Genomic DNA, 15760 nt, shown 5'->3' on the forward strand with positions numbered 1-15760 from the left:
CGCGCAACAGCCATAAAAAAACCTCCCGTCGGGAGGTTTTTTTTCATCCGTAACCTTAAGCGTGGCTTACAGGCTCTTGGTAAAGGTACGGGTGATCACGTCACGCTGCTGTTCCGGGGTCAGGGCGTTGAATCGCACTGCGTAACCGGAGACACGGATGGTGAGCTGCGGGTACTTCTCGGGGTTGGCGACGGCGTCTTCCAGGGTCTCGCGGCTCAGCACGTTGACATTGAGGTGCTGGCCACCTTCGACGACGGGGTCGCTTTGCAGCGGCAGTTCACGATATTCGAACTGGCCAAGATCGGACAGTTTGACGTCCTGATCGGCGGCGAAGGCATCGTCTTTAGCGCAAATGCAGCGAGCCTGTTGCTGTGCTTCATCCAGCAGCCAGAAAGAATTCAGCAGCGCCGGGTTGGCGGCCTGGGTGATTTGAATGCCCTTGATCATGGCATGACTCCTCATTAAAAGCGGATCCACTGTAAGGAAATTACCCAAATGCGCTGAAAATAACTGAAACAGCCTTAACGGGCGCTTGCCTTACACCTTTACTCTGATGGGGTCATATATAGCATGTTAGTAATAAAACCAATTTTGATCTAAATCAAAAAATATCCAGAAAGCTGGGCTTTTAGATATTTAATTCATTGAGTTTAATCAATATTAAGTCATTTGTTCCGAATCGTAAGATGGTCTAATTATGCATCTTTTCAACTCTTAATCTAGTAATTTAACTACATCTTATGCGCTTGTTAACCACACATATAAGCTCAGGGCGGTGAGGATATATGCGGGTGGCTCAATCTCTTATCCCGTATCTCACTCTCTTTGTCCGGTGGCGCCTGAGTCGGCCCTGGTTGCGTCCGGCGGTTCCTCCCCCTATTCTGGGCACCTTGCAGAAACTGAGAACGAGGTATCCCGGTGTTGACCTGGACGGATGTGATTGGCTCCCAGAAGGAGCAGGACTATTTCAAGCAGACCCTGGCTGCGGTCAGGGCTGAGCGGGAAGCGGGCAAGCTCATCTACCCTCCGACCAGCGAGGTGTTCAACGCCTTCAAGCTGACCGAGCTGGCGGATGTCAAAGTGGTGATCCTGGGACAAGACCCCTACCACGGCCCGGGCCAGGCCCATGGTCTCTGTTTTTCCGTATTGCCCGGAGTCCGTACCCCGCCCTCGCTGGTCAACATCTACAAGGAGATGGCACGGGATCTGCCCGGCTTCACCATCCCCAACCATGGCTTCCTCGAGTCCTGGGCGAAACAAGGGGTACTGCTGCTCAATACGGTACTGACGGTGGAGGCGGGTCAGGCCCACTCCCACGCGGCTCTGGGTTGGGAAACCTTCACCGACAGGGTGATAGAGCAGCTCAATGCCAGCCGGGAAGGGGTGGTGTTTCTGTTATGGGGTGCCCATGCCCAGAAGAAGGGGCGTTTCATCGACAAGGAGCGTCACCATGTGCTCACAGCGCCCCATCCCAGCCCGCTTTCAGCCCATCGTGGTTTCATCGGCTGCGGTCATTTCACCGAGACGAATCGCCTGCTGGTTGAGCAGGGTCAGCACCCGGTCGACTGGTGTTCTGTCTGCGTCTGACTTGATTGAGGGCAAAGTTGAGGGGATAAATGGCCGTATACTCAAGGATGGACATGTTCATTTTTAAGCCAAGGAGAGCTTATGTTAGCCAAGCTGCACCAGGATCACCTCAACATAGCCAGGCTGTTGGAGCTGCTCAAAAGCAAGCTCAATGCTATCCATGAGGAGCGGCCGGTCGATTATGCGTTGGTGCGTGACGTGATCGACTACTTGCGGGAAGTGGCCGACAAATACCACCATCCCAAGGAAGATCTCATCTATGACTACTACCTCAAGTACCGCTTGGTCGAGGGAAATGTCAGCCAGCGGCTGCAACTGGAGCATGCCTCTCTGGTCGAGACTGGCTCCCAGTTGAAGGAGATGGTGGAGATGATCCTGATGGACGCCGTCATCCCCCTGGATCAATTTACCGCCAAGCTAGCCCAGTTCGTGGCCTTGCAAGAGGGGCACATGAACTATGAGGAAGGGGTGGTATTCCCGCATCTGCGCGATGTGCTGACCGAAGATGACTGGCGTCAACTGGAGCAACAGTGGCAGAACCGTGCCATAGGCGATCCCCTGTTCGGACCCGAGGTGAGCCAGCACTTTCAGGAGTTGGCCCGTCGCCTCTCTCTGCCAGTCATCTAGATGGTTATTTCACTGAAAGGGGCCCTGTGATAGCGGGCCTGTTGTTGAGAGAGAATGGCGGTGGCAGCTGCCTCGTTGAAATAAGAAGACCCCGCGCAGGCGGGGTCTTTTCATGAGAGTCGATGCGGTTACAGCACTATCTCCTCGGAGAGACCATCGTAGGTGATATCGATCGACTGCAGCTCCTTCTGCAAGCGATGTTTATCCTTCAATGCCTCAATTTCTCTCCACTTGCGTTTTTTTCCCGTTGTCCCGCGACCGCGTGAACCCAGCTCAACAACATCTTCAACGTCATAGCTGAACATATCCATGGATCCCTCCTTGGTTGTTATTCTTTTCACCAACCGTATAACACAGCGCTATGGAAATTAAAACGTTTTCGTGACATTCATATGACAGGGTTCAATTGGCTAAATTAATCGACGAAAAAAAACCGGGCTCCCAACAGGGAGCCCGGTTTTTTCATCCGATGCAGACTCACGCCAAGCGGCTGGCCAGCATGGTTTCCAGTTTGCCCTGATCGACGGCAAACAGGCGGATGCCTTCGGCCAGTTTCTCGACGGCCATGGCGTCCTGGTTCAGTTCCCAGCGGAATTGGGCTTCACTCAGGGGGGCGGGTTTGGCCTGGCGTTCACCGGTGTAGCTCAGTTTGCGTACCACGGCGCCTTCACTCTTGCTCAGCTCTTCCAGCAGGGCAGGGCCTATGGTCAGGCGGTCGCAGCCGGCCAGTTCCAGGATCTCGCCGGTATTGCGGAAGCTGGCACCCATGACCACGGTCGAGTAGTCGTGCTGCTTGTAGTAGTCGTAGATGGCGGTAACGGAGACCACGCCCGGATCTTCGCTCGGGGTGTAGTCACGGTTGTGCTTGGCCTTGTACCAGTCGAGGATACGGCCAACGAAGGGGGAGATCAGGAAGGCACCGGCTTCGGCACAGGCACGGGCCTGGGCGAAGGAGAACAGCAGGGTCAGGTTGCACTGGATGCCCTCTTTCTCCAGCACCTCGGCGGCACGGATCCCTTCCCAGGTGGAGGCGAGCTTGATCAGGATACGATCGTTGCTAATGCCCGCTTCGTTATAGAGACGGATCAGCTTGCGGGCCTTGGCGATGCTGGCCTCGGTATCGAAAGAGAGACGCGCATCCACCTCGGTGGAGATGCGACCCGGCACTATCTTCAGCACTTCCAGACCGATATTGACCGCCAGCTTGTCACCGGCGTCGATGAGCTGCTGAGCCTTGTCCTGGCTCTGGGCCTTGGCCCAGTTGATGGCGTCGTCGATCAGCGGTGCATACTCGGGGATCTCGGCGGCTTTGAGCACCAATGATGGGTTGGTGGTGGCGTCGGTCGGCTGGTAGCGCTTGATGGCTTCGATATCACCGGTGTCGGCGACGACTGTGGTCAGGGCTTTGAGCTGAGTTAATTTATCGGCCATGGCAAATATCATCTCTTGATGGGGAGTCATCCCAGGGTGATGGCGTGGGCGGTACGTTTTGAAACAAAATTACAAAAACGCGGCGGCAGACGCTCAGAACTGCTGGATGAGGCGACCCCATCCACACTGTTTGCCTACTTAATACAGTTGAAGGGCCTACCGCAAGAGGGGGGATTGCACAGGGATCGAACAGCAGCGTGGTCTTTAGGGTAAACCATGGTTAAAGCGTATGATTTATATGATTTTTTTAATATCTTCATCGCACTATCGAGAGGCTTGTCAGCGTCACTTTTTTTATGTTTTTATCGGATATGTGGAGTTGGTCACAAAAAACTTGATGGCCACTACTTGAAATTTTATTACGTGTAAAACGTTTTTCATAAAACCGCCTGTTTTGGCCCTTGTTCTGGGAAACGTTTGAGCAAACGATGGCGCGTGGATCGGGGAGGGCCGGGCACTGGCATCTTGTACATCTGCGCGGGCTAAATATGCCCAGATTGGGTATGGATTATTGTTTTTGTTGAATATTTGCTGAATAACTGCGGTTTTTCGGCCTGGTATCGTTCACTTATTGTGATCAGGGTGACGGGGATCACTATTCTGAACCTGCCCGCTATGCTAGATTCCGCCCCTTTAGCAGAAAGCTAATGCGGCAACATACAGCAAAGCGGTCAGCGCAGACTGGCCATGGATGTGAATAACAACGAGAGAATTATGGATACCTTGATAGCGCTACTGAACGACCTGATGTGGGGAGCCGTGCTCATCTACCTGCTGATTGGGGTCGGCATCTTCTTCACTGTCCGCCTGGGGTTTATCCAGGTGCGTCACTTTGGCCACATGTTCTCGGTACTACGCAACAGTCGTAAATCCGACCAGGCCGGCATCTCCTCCTTCCAGGCACTCTGTACCAGTCTGGCCGCCCGCGTGGGGACAGGTAATCTGGCCGGTGTCGCCGTTGCCATCTATCTGGGGGGCCCGGGCGCCATCTTCTGGATGTGGCTGATTGCCTTCATCGGCATGGCGACCGCCTTCGTCGAGAGCACCCTGGCTCAGCTCTACAAGGTCAAGGATGAGGATGGCAACTACCGAGGGGGCCCCGCCTATTACATGGAGCGTGGCCTTGGCATGCGCTGGATGGGGGTGCTCTTCTCCCTCTGTCTGCTGCTGGCTTTCGGTCTGATATTCAATGCCGTGCAAGCCAACTCCATCAGTCTGGCCATGAACGTGGCGTTTGGCATTCCTGACTGGATGAGTGGCATCGTCCTGGTGCTGCTGGCGGGTCTTATCATCTTCGGCGGCATTCGCGGCATCGCCCGCTTCGCCGAACTGGTCGTGCCCTTCATGGCCCTGGCCTACATACTACTGGCCCTGGTCATTGTCGCGATGAACATCACCGAGCTGCCCGGTGTCTTTGCCCTCATCTTCAAGTCTGCCTTTGGCATAGAGCAGGCCGGATCCGGTGCCATGGGGTATGCCATCTCCCAGGCGATGATCAACGGCATCAAGCGCGGCCTCTTCTCCAACGAGGCCGGTATGGGGTCTGCCCCCAACGCCGCCGCGACCGCCACCCCCTATCCGCCGCACCCGGCCTCTCAGGGTTATGTGCAGATGCTGGGGGTCTTCATGGACACCATCGTCATCTGTACCTGTACTGCCGCCATCATACTGATGTCCGGTCAGTTCGAGCCGGGTTCTGGCATCACGGGGGTCGAGTTGACCCAGCGGGCACTCTCGTCCCAGATTGGCAGCTCGGGCAATATCTTCATTGCCACCGCCATCTTCTTCTTTGCCTTTACCTCGATCGTGGCGAACTACTCCTACGCCGAGACCAACCTCATCTTCCTGGAACACAACCACAAGGGCGGCCTGCTGTTTTTCCGTCTGCTGGTGCTTGGCATGGTGATGTTTGGCTCTGTGGGCGAGCTGCCGACCGTGTGGGCCCTGGCGGATGTCTCCATGGGCTTCATGGCCATCGTCAACCTGGTCGCCATACTCCTGCTCTCCGGGGTCGCCATCAAGTTGGCCAAGGATTACAACGATCAGCTCAAATTGGGCAAGGTGCCGACCTTCGATGCCAACAAGTACCCGGAGATCCGCAGCCAGCTGGAGGCGGGGATCTGGGATACGCCGGTCAAGAAGTAACACCGCACACCAGACCGATAGCAAGAGGGGAGCCAATGGCTCCCTTTTTTATGGATTGAGGGCGGGGAAGTGGGTCAGGGCGGGAGAGGCGTAGACCAGAGGGCTTCGGCGCGACCGGCCCGCAGCGAGATTATCCGGCGCGACTTCACCCAGACTTCACATGGCCTCATCACCAGCACATGCTGCTCGCCTATGCTGGTCTCACTGTGCGCCATGACGGCGACCTGCCGATAAACAAGAGGACGAAGACACAATGCAACAACGACAGCGGATTAACTGGGTGGCAGCGAGCACGCTGTTGTGGGTCGGTCTGGCTCAGGCTGGCAGCGCAGCCACCGACATTCAAGCCGATACCCTGAACAAGTTGGTCGATGCCAACATTCAACCCCTGCTCAAAGAGCAGAGGATCCCCGGCATGGCGGTCGCCGTGCTCAAAGGGGGCAAGGCGCACTATTTCAACTATGGGGTGGCTGATCGGGCAAGCGGGGCCAAGGTCAGCGAGCAGACCCTGTTCGAGATAGGTTCGGTCAGCAAGACTCTTACGGCAACGCTTGGGGCTTATGCCGTGGTGAAGGGAGGGATCAAACTGGACGACAAGGTGAGCCAGCATGCGCCCTGGCTGCAAGGCTCGGTATTTGACGGCATCACCATGGCTGAGCTTGGCACCTACAGCGCCGGGGGCTTGCCGCTGCAGCTCCCGGACGAGGTGAATTCGACCGACAGCATGCAGGCTTACTACCGCCACTGGTCACCTCCGTATCAGGCGGGAACCCATCGCCAGTACTCCAACCCCAGCATAGGTCTGTTCGGCCATCTGGCGGCGAGTAGCCTGGGCCAGCCCTTCGAGCAGTTGATGAGCCAGACTCTGCTGCCCAAGCTAGGTCTCGAGCATACCTATCTCACCGTGCCCGAGGCGGCCATGGCGAATTATGCCTATGGCTACGCCAAGGATGACAAACTGATCAGGGTCAATCCGGGGATGCTGGCGGCAGAGGCATATGGCATCAAGACCGGCTCGGCCGATCTGCTGGCCTTTGTGCGGGCAAACATGGTGTATCAGGGGGATAGCGAGGTCAAAAAGGCGATAGAGCTGACCCACACTGGTTTCTACTCGGTGGGGAAGATGACCCAGGGGTTGGGATGGGAGATGTATGAATACCCGCTGAGCCTGGAGACATTGCAGGGGGGGAACAGTGCCGAGATGGCCCTCAAGCCTCATCCCGTGAGCCCTGTCACCAAGCCGGTCGTGGCGGGGGGCAGTGTGCTGTTCAACAAGACGGGTTCCACCAATGGCTTCGGCGCCTATGTGGCTTTCGTGCCTGCCAGGGGGATTGGTATCGTCATGTTGGCCAATCGCAACTACCCCAACGAAGCCCGGGTCAAGGCGGCCCACGCCATCTTGAGCCAGCTGGCCGAGTGACAGCTCGGCCCCGTTGATTGACATGAGTACGCCGGGATAGCCCGGCGTACTTTTTGGTGTTGCCCGGCACAGTCACGCATCACCTGATGGCCCCAATGGCTTGCCCCCCGCCACCTAATTTCCAAACTGGAATCTACCGATCGCCATCTCGTCACTAGGTGCGAGCGGGTGCCCCTCCTATAGTGCTGTCCATATTCAACCTGTCCCCCCTGCTCCCGCCACCGACGCTGGTTGGCATGGTCTGCGTGGGCTGGCCTTTCGCAATGGAGCATCCATGGGCATTTTCCTGCTGTGCACTTTCCTGATGATCATCCTCTACCCGGTCGGGATCGATCTCTATCTGGTGGCCGTGCCCCAGATTGCCGATAGCCTGCAGGCGAGCGAGGCGCAGATCCACACCGCCTTCTCCATCTACCTGTTCGGCATGGCGGCCACTGTGCTGCTGGGGGGGATCATTGCCGATCGCCATGGCCGGCGTTGGGTGGTGCTGGGAGGCGCCCTGATTTTTGTCCTCGCCTCCCTGGTGGCGGCCAATGCGGCGGGGATCCGCCAGTTCTATCTCGGCCGTTTCTGGCAGGGGGTCGGGGCGGGGGCGCTCTACATCATGACCTTTACCGTGCTGCGGGATGTGCTGAGCCAAGCGCGGCTGGCGATGGCGCTCTCCATGATAAACGGGGTGATCTGTGTCATCCCTGTGCTGGCGCCTGTGCTCGGTTATCTCATCCTGTCGCATTTCGACTGGCGCGGGATCTTTGTGGCGATGGCGCTGCTGGCCGCCGTCAGCGGTCTGGTCAACCTGCTGTTGCTCAGGGAGACTCGCCCGGCCCGCCAGCAGAGTGGCGCGACCCGGCCCCTTGCCCTGTTGGGCTCCCCGCGCTTCATGCTGCACTCGCTGCTGACCAGTGCCAGCGTGACCGCCATCCTGGTCTATGTCAGCGTCTCGCCGCTGATCCTGATGCAGGAGTTCGGCTTCACCACTGAGCAGTACGCGATAGTGATGATGGTGATGGCCGGGGTGAGCATGTCCACTTCCTTCCTGACCCCGCTGCTGCTGCGTTGGCTCGGCAAGCATCAGGTGCTGGCGCTGTCTCATCTGACCTACCTGCTGGCGGCGATAGCTCTGCTCGGTTGCTGGCAGCTGGGGGGCGACATCCGGTTGCTGCTGCCGGGTTTTGCCTTGGTCTGCATCGGCTTCTCCTGCGGCTTCGGGGTGGCGATGGGGGAGGCGCTGGCGGAGTGTCAGCACCATGTGGCATTTGCCAGCGCCCTGCTCTGCATCATGCAGATCAGCCTCTCCGGTCTCTATATATGGCTGCTGGGCCAGCTTGGCGTGGCCCCATCCTTGATGCTGATCTCTGCCCTGCTGTTGACCCTGCTCAGTTACCTGGCCGTCAAAGGGCTGCTACCATGGCTCGCGCTGCGCGAAGCGCGGTCGCGGGGATAAGGGGAGAGGAAAGATGCGCAACCTGGGTGAACTGGATTTGAACCTGCTGGTGGTCTTCAAGCACCTGATGCAGGAGCGTAGCGTGACAGGGGCGGCCAAGAAGCTCTGCGTCACCCCCTCGGCGGTGAGCAAGGCGCTCGCCAAGCTGCGGGACTGGTTTGACGATCCCCTCCTGGTGCGGGTACGTCAGGGGCTGCAGCCGACCCAGCTCTCCCTGACCCTGGAAGAGGAGCTCAAGGCCTGGTTCCTGCTGACAGGCAGCATCACCTCCCTCAATAGCGAGGCGATCCCCGAGGGGGCCCGCTTCAGCCTGGTGATGGAGTCCCCCTTCTGTACCAGCTTCCTGAGCGAGCTGCCCATGACCATCTACCAGAAGTATCCCCACTCTGTGGTCAGGATGCTGGATTGGGATCACCACTCCCTCAACGACATAGTCAACGGGGATGCGGATCTTGGCTTCTGTGCCCGGGAGACCCACGGTCGCTCCCAGGCCAGGGTCAACCGGCTGCCCTATTACATCGATCACGAGGTGCTGTTCAGCGACAGGCCCGTGGTGTTCCTGCGTAAAAATCACCCCCTGCTCCAGCAGACCTGGTCCCTGGAGAACTTCCTGGCCTGTCCCCAGGTAAGCGTGGTGTGGGAGGCCAGCGACAGCTGGGCGCTGGATGATCTGCTGGAGGACGAGGGGCTGAAGCGGGAGGTGCCCATCATGGTCGCGAGTTTTGAGCAGGCCCTGCACATCGCCTCCCAGTCGAGTCATGAGCTGATCGCGGTGGCGCCGTCTTATTGCGCCGGCTATGCCGCCAGGCACCACGGCAATCTGATCGCCATGCCGTTGCCGCTGGCCGAGGCGCTCTATCAGCAACTGGAGATCGCCTTCATCCTGCTGTGGCACAAGCGCCATAACCAGGATGCCAAGGTGATGTGGCTGCGCAATGAGACGAAACTGCTCTATGGCCTGGCGGCGGAGGGACTTGCCCTGTTCCCATGGGGCGGGGGAGAGGCGGCGTTGGCGCCGGCGGGAGATGCCTGATGTAGGGGGCCAATGGCTGGCCCCCCGGGCTCAACCGTACTGCTCTTCCATCCAGGCTTCGACGATGAGCTGGGCCGAGACGCCATCCACGCTGCCCTTGTCGAGCGCCTTGTAGCCGCCACGCTCGAACAGTCGGGCACGGGCATCCGTGGTGGTGAGCCGCTCGTCCTTGAACTCGACCTGCTTGCCGAAGCGGCCATGGAGCCGATTGCCGAACTTGCGGGCCCGTACCGTGATCTCCTGATCGGTACCATCCATATTCAGCGGCAGGCCCACGACCAGCAGATCCGGTTGCCACTCCTTGAGCAGTTTCTCTATCTCGTCCCAGTTGGGCACACCGTCATTGGCCTTGAGGGAGCGCAATGGCTGCGCCGTGCCGGTGAGCTCCTGGCCGATGGCGACCCCTATGCTCTTGGTGCCGTAATCGAAACCCATGATGCTACGCGCTGATGACATGTCTGTTCCTGTGAGGTGAGGGAAGGGCCAGGCTTAGCTGTGCCCTATGTCGCTGGAGAGGTGCAGGGGGTTGACCCCTATGCTGGCGGCGGCTTGCTGCCAGCGCAAATGGGTTGGGGTATCAAACAGCAGGGCCTTGTCCGGTGGTATCACCAACCAGGCGCTGTCGACCAGCTCCTGCTCGAGCTGACCCGCACTCCAGCCGGCGTAGCCCAGCGCCACCAGATAGTGATCCGGCGCCAGCTCCGTGCCCAGGGTCTCCAAGATGTCCTTGGAGGTGGTGACCATCAGCTCGTCACTGACCTGCAGGCTGGAGTTGAAGCCGGGGCGAAAGCTGTGCAGCACGAAGCCGCGTTCGGCGGCGACCGGCCCGCCCTGCAACACCGGCTGCTTGAGTTCGGGTTTGGGGGGCGGCGTCAGCTTGAGCTGAGCCAGCATGGTATCGAGCGCCATGTCGACGGGGATGTTGACCACCAGCCCCATGGCCCCCTCTGGGCTGTGCTCGCACAGGTAGACGAGGGCACGCTCGAAGTAGGGATCCTTGAGGCTCGGCATGGCGAGCAGAAAATGATTTTGCAGTGTTTGCATGGGTCAAAGAGTGCAAGGCCGAGGTATTTGGGCCAATTATGGCAGCTAGGGCGGGCGGGCAAAACCGCTTTTTTAGTGGGCGGGCTGGAGAGTTGCCAGCGGATGAGCATGATGGGAGCCCTGAAACGGGGGCCAGTTCTTGGTAGAAGAGGCTGCGAAAGCGCTGAGTCACGCCACTTTCCTGGCGGTGGCCACTGCGTGCTTGGCGGTTACCGCAGCGCGGGATCTTCGGCGCTGCGGCGATAAAATGGCAGGCGAAAAAAATGAGGGAGCGGGTTGCCCCACTCCCTCGTTGTGTTGCCAACCTGGGCTGATCAGTGGCCCAGGCGACGCTCGATGGCATCCATCAGCATGCCGGTGACGGAGACGTCGAAGGCGGCCTCAATCTCGCGGATGCAGGTCGGGCTGGTGACGTTAATCTCGGTCAGCCGATCGCCGATGATGTCGAGGCCGACGAAGATCAAGCCCTTGGCCTTGAGGGTCGGGCCGACCGCGCGGGCGATGGCCCAGTCGGCCTCGCTCAAGGGGCGCGCCTCACCGCGGCCACCGGCCGCCAGGTTGCCACGGGTCTCCCCTTGGGCCGGGATACGGGCCAGGCAGTAAGGCACCGGCTCACCGTCCACCACCAGCACCCGCTTGTCGCCGTCCTTGATGGCGGGCAGGAAGGTCTGGGCCATGCAGTACTGGCTGCCATGTTCGGTGAGGGTCTCGATGATGACACCGACGTTGGCATCGTCCTCCTTCATGCGGAAGATGGAGGCGCCCCCCATGCCGTCCAGCGGCTTCAGGATCACGTCCTTGTGCTCGGCGTGGAAGGCGCGCAGCTTGTCGGCGCGGCGAGTGACGAGAGTGGTCGGGGTGTGCTCGGCAAACCAGGCGGTGTAGAGCTTCTCGTTGGCATCGCGCAGGCTCTGGGGCTTGTTGACGATGAGGCTGCCCTCGTCCTCGGCCCGCTCCAGCATGTAGGTGGCGTAGATGAATTCGGTGTCGAACGGCGGATCCTTGCGCATCAATATCACATTGAGCTCGCTGAGCGGCTGATCGACCACCTCGCCCAGTTCATACCACTTGGCCGGGTTCTGATCCACGCGCAGTGGGCGCATGGTGCCAAAGGCGCGACCGGCCTCCATGTAGAGATCCGCCATCTCCAGATAGAAGAGCTCGTAGCCACGGCGCTGGGCTTCCAGCAACATGGCAAAGCTGGAGTCTTTCTTGATGTTGATGGTCGAGATGGGGTCCATCACGATGCCGAGTTTGATGGTCATCCGGAATTCCTTCTGTGGCTCGGTTGGGTTGTAGGGTCGATTAGCGAAGCATAATCGGCCGTTTAAGGCTGCAATCGTTCGAGGATGCCGCCACGGGGCTTATCGACGCTGCCCGATGGCATTAAGCGAGATCGCCAAACCGGCACTGCAGCGCCGTGATGACGGTCAGGGCCGCGGTTTCGGTGCGCAGCACCCGCGGCCCCAGCAGCATCTCTTTGAAATCTTCCTGCACAGTACGGGCGATCTCGTCGCTGGACAAGCCGCCCTCCGGGCCTATCAACAGGCGTACGCCGTGCGCAGGGATAGGCAGGGTGCTGATGCTGTAGGAGGCGCGCGGGTGCAGGTTGAGCTTGAGCTCCCGGGTCTCTTCTGCCAGCCAGGCATCCAGCTCCATGGGCATACGCACCTCTGGCACCACATTGCGGCCGCACTGCTCGCAGGCACTGATCACCACCTTCTGCCACTGTTCGCGTTTCTTCTCGAGGCGATCGGCGGGCAGTTTGACGCCGCAGCGCTCGGAGAAGAGCGGGGTGATGCAGGTGACGCCCAGCTCCACGGATTTCTGGATGGTGAAGTCCATCTTGTCGCCACGGCTGATCACCTGGCCCAGGTGGATGGCCAGAGGCGACTCGATCGAGCGGGCCTCGGCGCTCTCTATGCTCACCTCGAGGGATTTTTTCCCGACGCTGGTGATGAGGGCGTGGTACTGCTGGCCATCGCCGTTGAACAGCTCGATGGCCTGACCGGCCTGCATGCGCAGTACCCGGCCTATGTGATTGGCACCGTCTTCCGACAGGGCGAGGGTCTGGCCAACCTGCAGGGCGGCCGGTTCATAGATACGTGGAATGCGCATGGCTGAGTGTCTGTCTCTTGGCTGATTCAATGAGCGGGATGGCTCTCATCCCGCCCCTGTCTGGGAGCAAGGGGACGCCTGCTTCCTTACATGGTGTCATTGGCACTGCTTTTCAATGAAGGGATTGGTGTTGCCCTGCAGCTTGCCGATGCGGCGATTGCGTTCGCACTCCCAGCTATCTGCCGGGTACTGCCTGTCCCAGGCTTCGAACAGTTTACGTTGTTGTGCGGCCAGACGCAGCCCGTGTTGTTTGCTCATATAGAGATAGGCGCGGGCTATCTGGCCCCGTACCGGCCCCTTGGGCGGCTGTACCTGACGCGCCTTGAAATCCACCAGCATCTGGCACTGGCCATACTGGTTCGGCTTGCCGTTCCAGTCGGAGAAGCGGTAGTTGGCGCGATCGCCGTTCACCTCGCCGATGGCGGGGAAGAGGTTGTGCATGTCCCCCTCCATCTGGTTGAACTGGTCGCTCTTGCCGCAGTTTTTGCGGCCACCCTCCTGCCAGCACTGCAGCTGGTGGCCGAACTCCCAGGCGGGCACCACATGTTCCCACTCGATGCGGGCGGCGCGTTTGGCCTGTTTGCGCGGCTCATAGCCACAGCTGGCCAGATCCGGGCTCATCTGCTTGCCCTGATAGTCGATGTCGCAGCCGCAGTAGAAGCTGGTGGGGTGGGACTGATAGAGGCGATTAAGACTTTGTTTGGCGGTGCGAAAGGTCTGGGCTTGCAACGGCAGGGCCATGAAGAGGGCAAGCAGAATGAACGAGGCGAAACGAGACATGGGCTTCCTTAAGGGGGTCGGGAGTGATGTTGACCGCGCCCCTGGCATGGGGGCGACAAGAATGCGACTCAGGGGCGAGTGAGCACCTGCTTACAGCGCCGGCAATGGTAATTGGCCTCCCCGCGCGCCACCTTGTTATGGCGGCGGATGGAGAGCTGATGCTGCTGACAGGCACAGGCGTAGGTCACGCTAGGCTGAGCCAGCACGGCGAGATCGAAGCTGTGGGTGGTTCTGGGTTCCAGATTGAACACTTCTCGCATCACCGACTGCCACTGGCGACCGTGGGGCAGCACTCGCCCCTTGCCTCGTCCTGCGCCCCACAAGGCATGCACCAGCAGGTGCGCCACCTCATGGGGCACCACCTCATCGAGGAAGGCCTGATAATTGGCCGCAAACAGTGCCGGGTTGAAGCGCAGCTCCCAGGTTTGCAGCCGTGCCGACCCCGCCGCCCGGCCACGCATGTTGCAGTGGATCTGCGGACGCGGGAACGCGCGCCCCAGTTTCTGCTCGGCTTGACTGAAACAGAGATGGACCCGTTCGGTCAGGGTCTGCTGCATCTGTAGCGGGGTGAGAGTAAGTGCTGACATGGGCAATTGAAGGCTATTCATGCTGGTGAGCGAAAGGGGGGCAGTCTACCTCTTGCTCATGCTGACGAAAAGCAGGCAAGGGGTCTGTTCATCCGGATCCCGGCCATGAAAAAGGGGAGCCTGAGCTCCCCTTTCTGACTACCGGCTGGCTTAGAGGCCAGCGGCGGCGCGCAGCAGCTCGGCCTTGTCGGTACGCTCCCAGGGGAACTCTTCGCGACCGAAATGGCCGTAGGCGGCGGTGGCCTTGAAGATGGGGCGCTTGAGATCCAGCATCTCGATGAGGCCGTAGGGGCGCAGTTCGAAGTGCTCGCGCACCAGCGTGACCAGCAGCTCCTCGGAGACCTTGGCGGTGCCGAAGGTTTCGACGCTGATGGAGGTCGGCTCGGCCACGCCGATGGCGTAGGAGACTTGCAGCTCACAGCGGTCGGCCAGACCGGCGGCCACTATGTTCTTGGCGACATAGCGAGCGGCGTAGGCGGCGGAGCGATCCACCTTGGATGGATCCTTGCCGGAGAAGGCGCCACCACCGTGACGGGCCATGCCGCCGTAGGTATCGACGATGATCTTGCGACCGGTCAGACCGCAGTCACCCATGGGGCCGCCGATGACGAAACGGCCGGTCGGGTTGATGAAGAACTTGGTGTTCTTGCTGATCCACTCGGCGGGTAGTACCGGCTTGATGATCTCTTCGCGCACCGCTTCGACCAGATCGGCGTGGCTGATGGAGTCGCAATGCTGGGTGGAGAGCACCACGGCATCGACGCCAAGGATCTTGCCTTCGCTGTCATAGGCGAAGGTGAGCTGGCTCTTGGCATCCGGACGCAGCCAGGGCAGGGTGCCATTCTTGCGCACTTCGGCCTGACGCTTCACCAACAGGTGAGAGTAAGTGATGGGTGCTGGCATCAGCACCTCGGTCTCGTTGGTGGCGTAGCCAAACATCAGGCCCTGGTCACCGGCGCCCTGCTCATAGGGATCGGCACGATCGACACCCTGGTTGATGTCCGGCGACTGCTTGCCGATGGCGTTCAGCACGGCGCAGGAGTCGGCATCGAAGCCCATGTCGGAGTGGGTGTAGCCAATCTCGCGCACGGTATCGCGCACGATCTGCTCGATGTCGACCCAGGCAGAAGTGGTTACTTCGCCGCCAACCAGTACCATACCTGTCTTGACCAGGGTCTCACAGGCGACACGGGCCATGGGATCCTGTTCCAGGATGGCATCCAGCACCGCATCGGAGATCTGGTCGGCGATTTTATCGGGATGGCCTTCGGAGACCGACTCGGAAGTAAACAGCTTTGCCATGGAAGCATTCTCAACGCTAGGGGTTATCGCCTTGGCCATAACCGGGTAAAAAGGAGAGTCTTGGTATTTGAGATATCTGCATCGGGACGTCACTCTAGGGACGTCTTTGTAGAGGTATCTCCATCTGGACGTCTATTTTAAAGAGGGGGGAGGGTGATTGCCAGCACTATTTTGGTTTGGTGCCAGCTGTGGCCAGCCTTACCCATAAAGGGTTGCAAATGGCCGCAACGCGAATCGTTTGC

At 59.5% G+C, this 15760-nt stretch carries 16 protein-coding genes; 6 read left to right on the forward strand and 10 right to left on the reverse strand.

Translation table 11 applies throughout. The features are described 5' to 3' along the window. Window positions 1–66: 66 nt before the first annotated feature. Window positions 67–447, reverse strand: a complete 381-nt coding sequence (gene grcA / locus M2367_RS00905) for an autonomous glycyl radical cofactor GrcA (RefSeq protein WP_042040826.1) — start codon at window positions 445–447, stop codon at window positions 67–69. A 471-nt stretch (window positions 448–918) separates the two neighbouring features. Here grcA and ung point away from each other — a divergent pair, with 471 nt between their 5' ends. Next, a complete protein-coding gene (gene ung, locus M2367_RS00910) occupies window positions 919–1587 on the forward strand; it encodes a uracil-DNA glycosylase (RefSeq protein ID WP_042040825.1) in 669 nt (222 codons plus the stop codon). Window positions 1588–1668: 81 nt separating this feature from the next. Then, window positions 1669–2214, forward strand: a complete 546-nt coding sequence (locus M2367_RS00915; RefSeq protein WP_259235519.1) for a hemerythrin domain-containing protein — start codon at window positions 1669–1671, stop codon at window positions 2212–2214. Between the two features lie 128 nt (window positions 2215–2342). On the opposite strand, the gene M2367_RS00920 is transcribed toward M2367_RS00915, so the two are convergent. Both M2367_RS00920 and tal read right to left on the reverse strand, forming a co-directional pair. Further along, window positions 2343–2525, reverse strand: coding sequence for a DUF3545 family protein (locus M2367_RS00920; RefSeq protein WP_005907863.1), 183 nt, complete (start codon window positions 2523–2525; stop codon window positions 2343–2345). Between the two features lie 166 nt (window positions 2526–2691). Continuing rightward, on the reverse strand, window positions 2692–3645 hold the full coding sequence (gene tal, locus M2367_RS00925) for a transaldolase (protein ID WP_224431075.1): 954 nt from the start codon (window positions 3643–3645) through the stop codon (window positions 2692–2694). Between the two features lie 714 nt (window positions 3646–4359). Here tal and M2367_RS00930 point away from each other — a divergent pair. The 4 genes from M2367_RS00930 to yidZ all read left to right on the forward strand — a co-directional run bounded on the left by M2367_RS00930 (window position 4360) and on the right by yidZ (window position 9687). After that, window positions 4360–5790, forward strand: coding sequence for a sodium:alanine symporter family protein (locus M2367_RS00930; protein ID WP_259235520.1), 1431 nt, complete (start codon window positions 4360–4362; stop codon window positions 5788–5790). Window positions 5791–6043: 253 nt separating this feature from the next. Next, complete coding sequence (gene ampC, locus M2367_RS00935; protein WP_259235521.1) at window positions 6044–7210, forward strand: FOX/MOX family class C beta-lactamase; 1167 nt, start codon at window positions 6044–6046, stop codon at window positions 7208–7210. A 274-nt stretch (window positions 7211–7484) separates the two neighbouring features. Then, window positions 7485–8654 carry an MFS transporter gene (locus tag M2367_RS00940; RefSeq protein ID WP_259235522.1) on the forward strand — a complete coding sequence of 390 codons (1170 nt, stop codon included), beginning with the start codon at window positions 7485–7487 and terminating at the stop codon, window positions 8652–8654. 13 nt (window positions 8655–8667) lie between these two features. Next, window positions 8668–9687, forward strand: coding sequence for an HTH-type transcriptional regulator YidZ (yidZ, locus tag M2367_RS00945; protein WP_259235523.1), 1020 nt, complete (start codon window positions 8668–8670; stop codon window positions 9685–9687). Window positions 9688–9717: 30 nt separating this feature from the next. Here yidZ and ruvX read toward each other — a convergent pair whose 3' ends face one another. The 7 genes from ruvX to metK form a co-directional block, all read right to left on the reverse strand. Beyond that, window positions 9718–10143, reverse strand: a complete 426-nt coding sequence (ruvX, locus tag M2367_RS00950) for a Holliday junction resolvase RuvX (RefSeq protein ID WP_259235524.1) — start codon at window positions 10141–10143, stop codon at window positions 9718–9720. A gap of 33 nt (window positions 10144–10176) precedes the next feature. Beyond that, window positions 10177–10731 carry a YqgE/AlgH family protein gene (locus tag M2367_RS00955; protein ID WP_042040818.1) on the reverse strand — a complete coding sequence of 185 codons (555 nt, stop codon included), beginning with the start codon at window positions 10729–10731 and terminating at the stop codon, window positions 10177–10179. 314 nt (window positions 10732–11045) lie between these two features. Then, a complete protein-coding gene (gene gshB, locus M2367_RS00960; RefSeq protein WP_224431070.1) occupies window positions 11046–11996 on the reverse strand; it encodes a glutathione synthase in 951 nt (316 codons plus the stop codon). A gap of 121 nt (window positions 11997–12117) precedes the next feature. Continuing rightward, window positions 12118–12849 (reverse strand): 16S rRNA (uracil(1498)-N(3))-methyltransferase, encoded by a 732-nt coding sequence (rsmE, locus tag M2367_RS00965; protein WP_259235525.1) that lies wholly within the window; start codon window positions 12847–12849, stop codon window positions 12118–12120. A 96-nt stretch (window positions 12850–12945) separates the two neighbouring features. Beyond that, on the reverse strand, window positions 12946–13629 hold the full coding sequence (locus M2367_RS00970) for an endonuclease (RefSeq protein WP_310504048.1): 684 nt from the start codon (window positions 13627–13629) through the stop codon (window positions 12946–12948). A gap of 68 nt (window positions 13630–13697) precedes the next feature. After that, window positions 13698–14216: a SprT family zinc-dependent metalloprotease gene (locus M2367_RS00975; protein ID WP_404972785.1), complete on the reverse strand. Its 519-nt coding sequence runs from the start codon at window positions 14214–14216 to the stop codon at window positions 13698–13700. Between the two features lie 150 nt (window positions 14217–14366). Next, window positions 14367–15518, reverse strand: a complete 1152-nt coding sequence (gene metK / locus M2367_RS00980) for a methionine adenosyltransferase (protein ID WP_042040813.1) — start codon at window positions 15516–15518, stop codon at window positions 14367–14369. Window positions 15519–15760 lie beyond the last annotated feature (242 nt).

The sequence above is a fragment of the Aeromonas sp. BIGb0445 genome (assembly GCF_024809075.1).
In the GTDB taxonomy this organism is placed as follows: Bacteria; Pseudomonadota; Gammaproteobacteria; order Enterobacterales; family Aeromonadaceae; genus Aeromonas; species Aeromonas rivuli.

Coding starts and splice junctions, on each gene's coding strand:
- tal (WP_224431075.1), bottom strand. CDS start 3,645: ATGGCCGATAAATTAACTCAGCTCAAAGCCCTGACCACAGTCGTCGCC.
- M2367_RS00920 (WP_005907863.1), bottom strand. CDS start 2,525: ATGGATATGTTCAGCTATGACGTTGAAGATGTTGTTGAGCTGGGTTCA.
- rsmE (WP_259235525.1), bottom strand. CDS start 12,849: ATGCGCATTCCACGTATCTATGAACCGGCCGCCCTGCAGGTTGGCCAG.
- yidZ (WP_259235523.1), top strand. CDS start 8,668: ATGCGCAACCTGGGTGAACTGGATTTGAACCTGCTGGTGGTCTTCAAG.
- M2367_RS00940 (WP_259235522.1), top strand. CDS start 7,485: ATGGGCATTTTCCTGCTGTGCACTTTCCTGATGATCATCCTCTACCCG.
- M2367_RS00955 (WP_042040818.1), bottom strand. CDS start 10,731: ATGCAAACACTGCAAAATCATTTTCTGCTCGCCATGCCGAGCCTCAAG.
- gshB (WP_224431070.1), bottom strand. CDS start 11,996: ATGACCATCAAACTCGGCATCGTGATGGACCCCATCTCGACCATCAAC.
- M2367_RS00930 (WP_259235520.1), top strand. CDS start 4,360: ATGGATACCTTGATAGCGCTACTGAACGACCTGATGTGGGGAGCCGTG.
- M2367_RS00970 (WP_310504048.1), bottom strand. CDS start 13,629: ATGTCTCGTTTCGCCTCGTTCATTCTGCTTGCCCTCTTCATGGCCCTG.
- grcA (WP_042040826.1), bottom strand. CDS start 447: ATGATCAAGGGCATTCAAATCACCCAGGCCGCCAACCCGGCGCTGCTG.
- M2367_RS00915 (WP_259235519.1), top strand. CDS start 1,669: ATGTTAGCCAAGCTGCACCAGGATCACCTCAACATAGCCAGGCTGTTG.
- ruvX (WP_259235524.1), bottom strand. CDS start 10,143: ATGTCATCAGCGCGTAGCATCATGGGTTTCGATTACGGCACCAAGAGC.
- M2367_RS00975 (WP_404972785.1), bottom strand. CDS start 14,216: ATGTCAGCACTTACTCTCACCCCGCTACAGATGCAGCAGACCCTGACC.
- metK (WP_042040813.1), bottom strand. CDS start 15,518: ATGGCAAAGCTGTTTACTTCCGAGTCGGTCTCCGAAGGCCATCCCGAT.
- ampC (WP_259235521.1), top strand. CDS start 6,044: ATGCAACAACGACAGCGGATTAACTGGGTGGCAGCGAGCACGCTGTTG.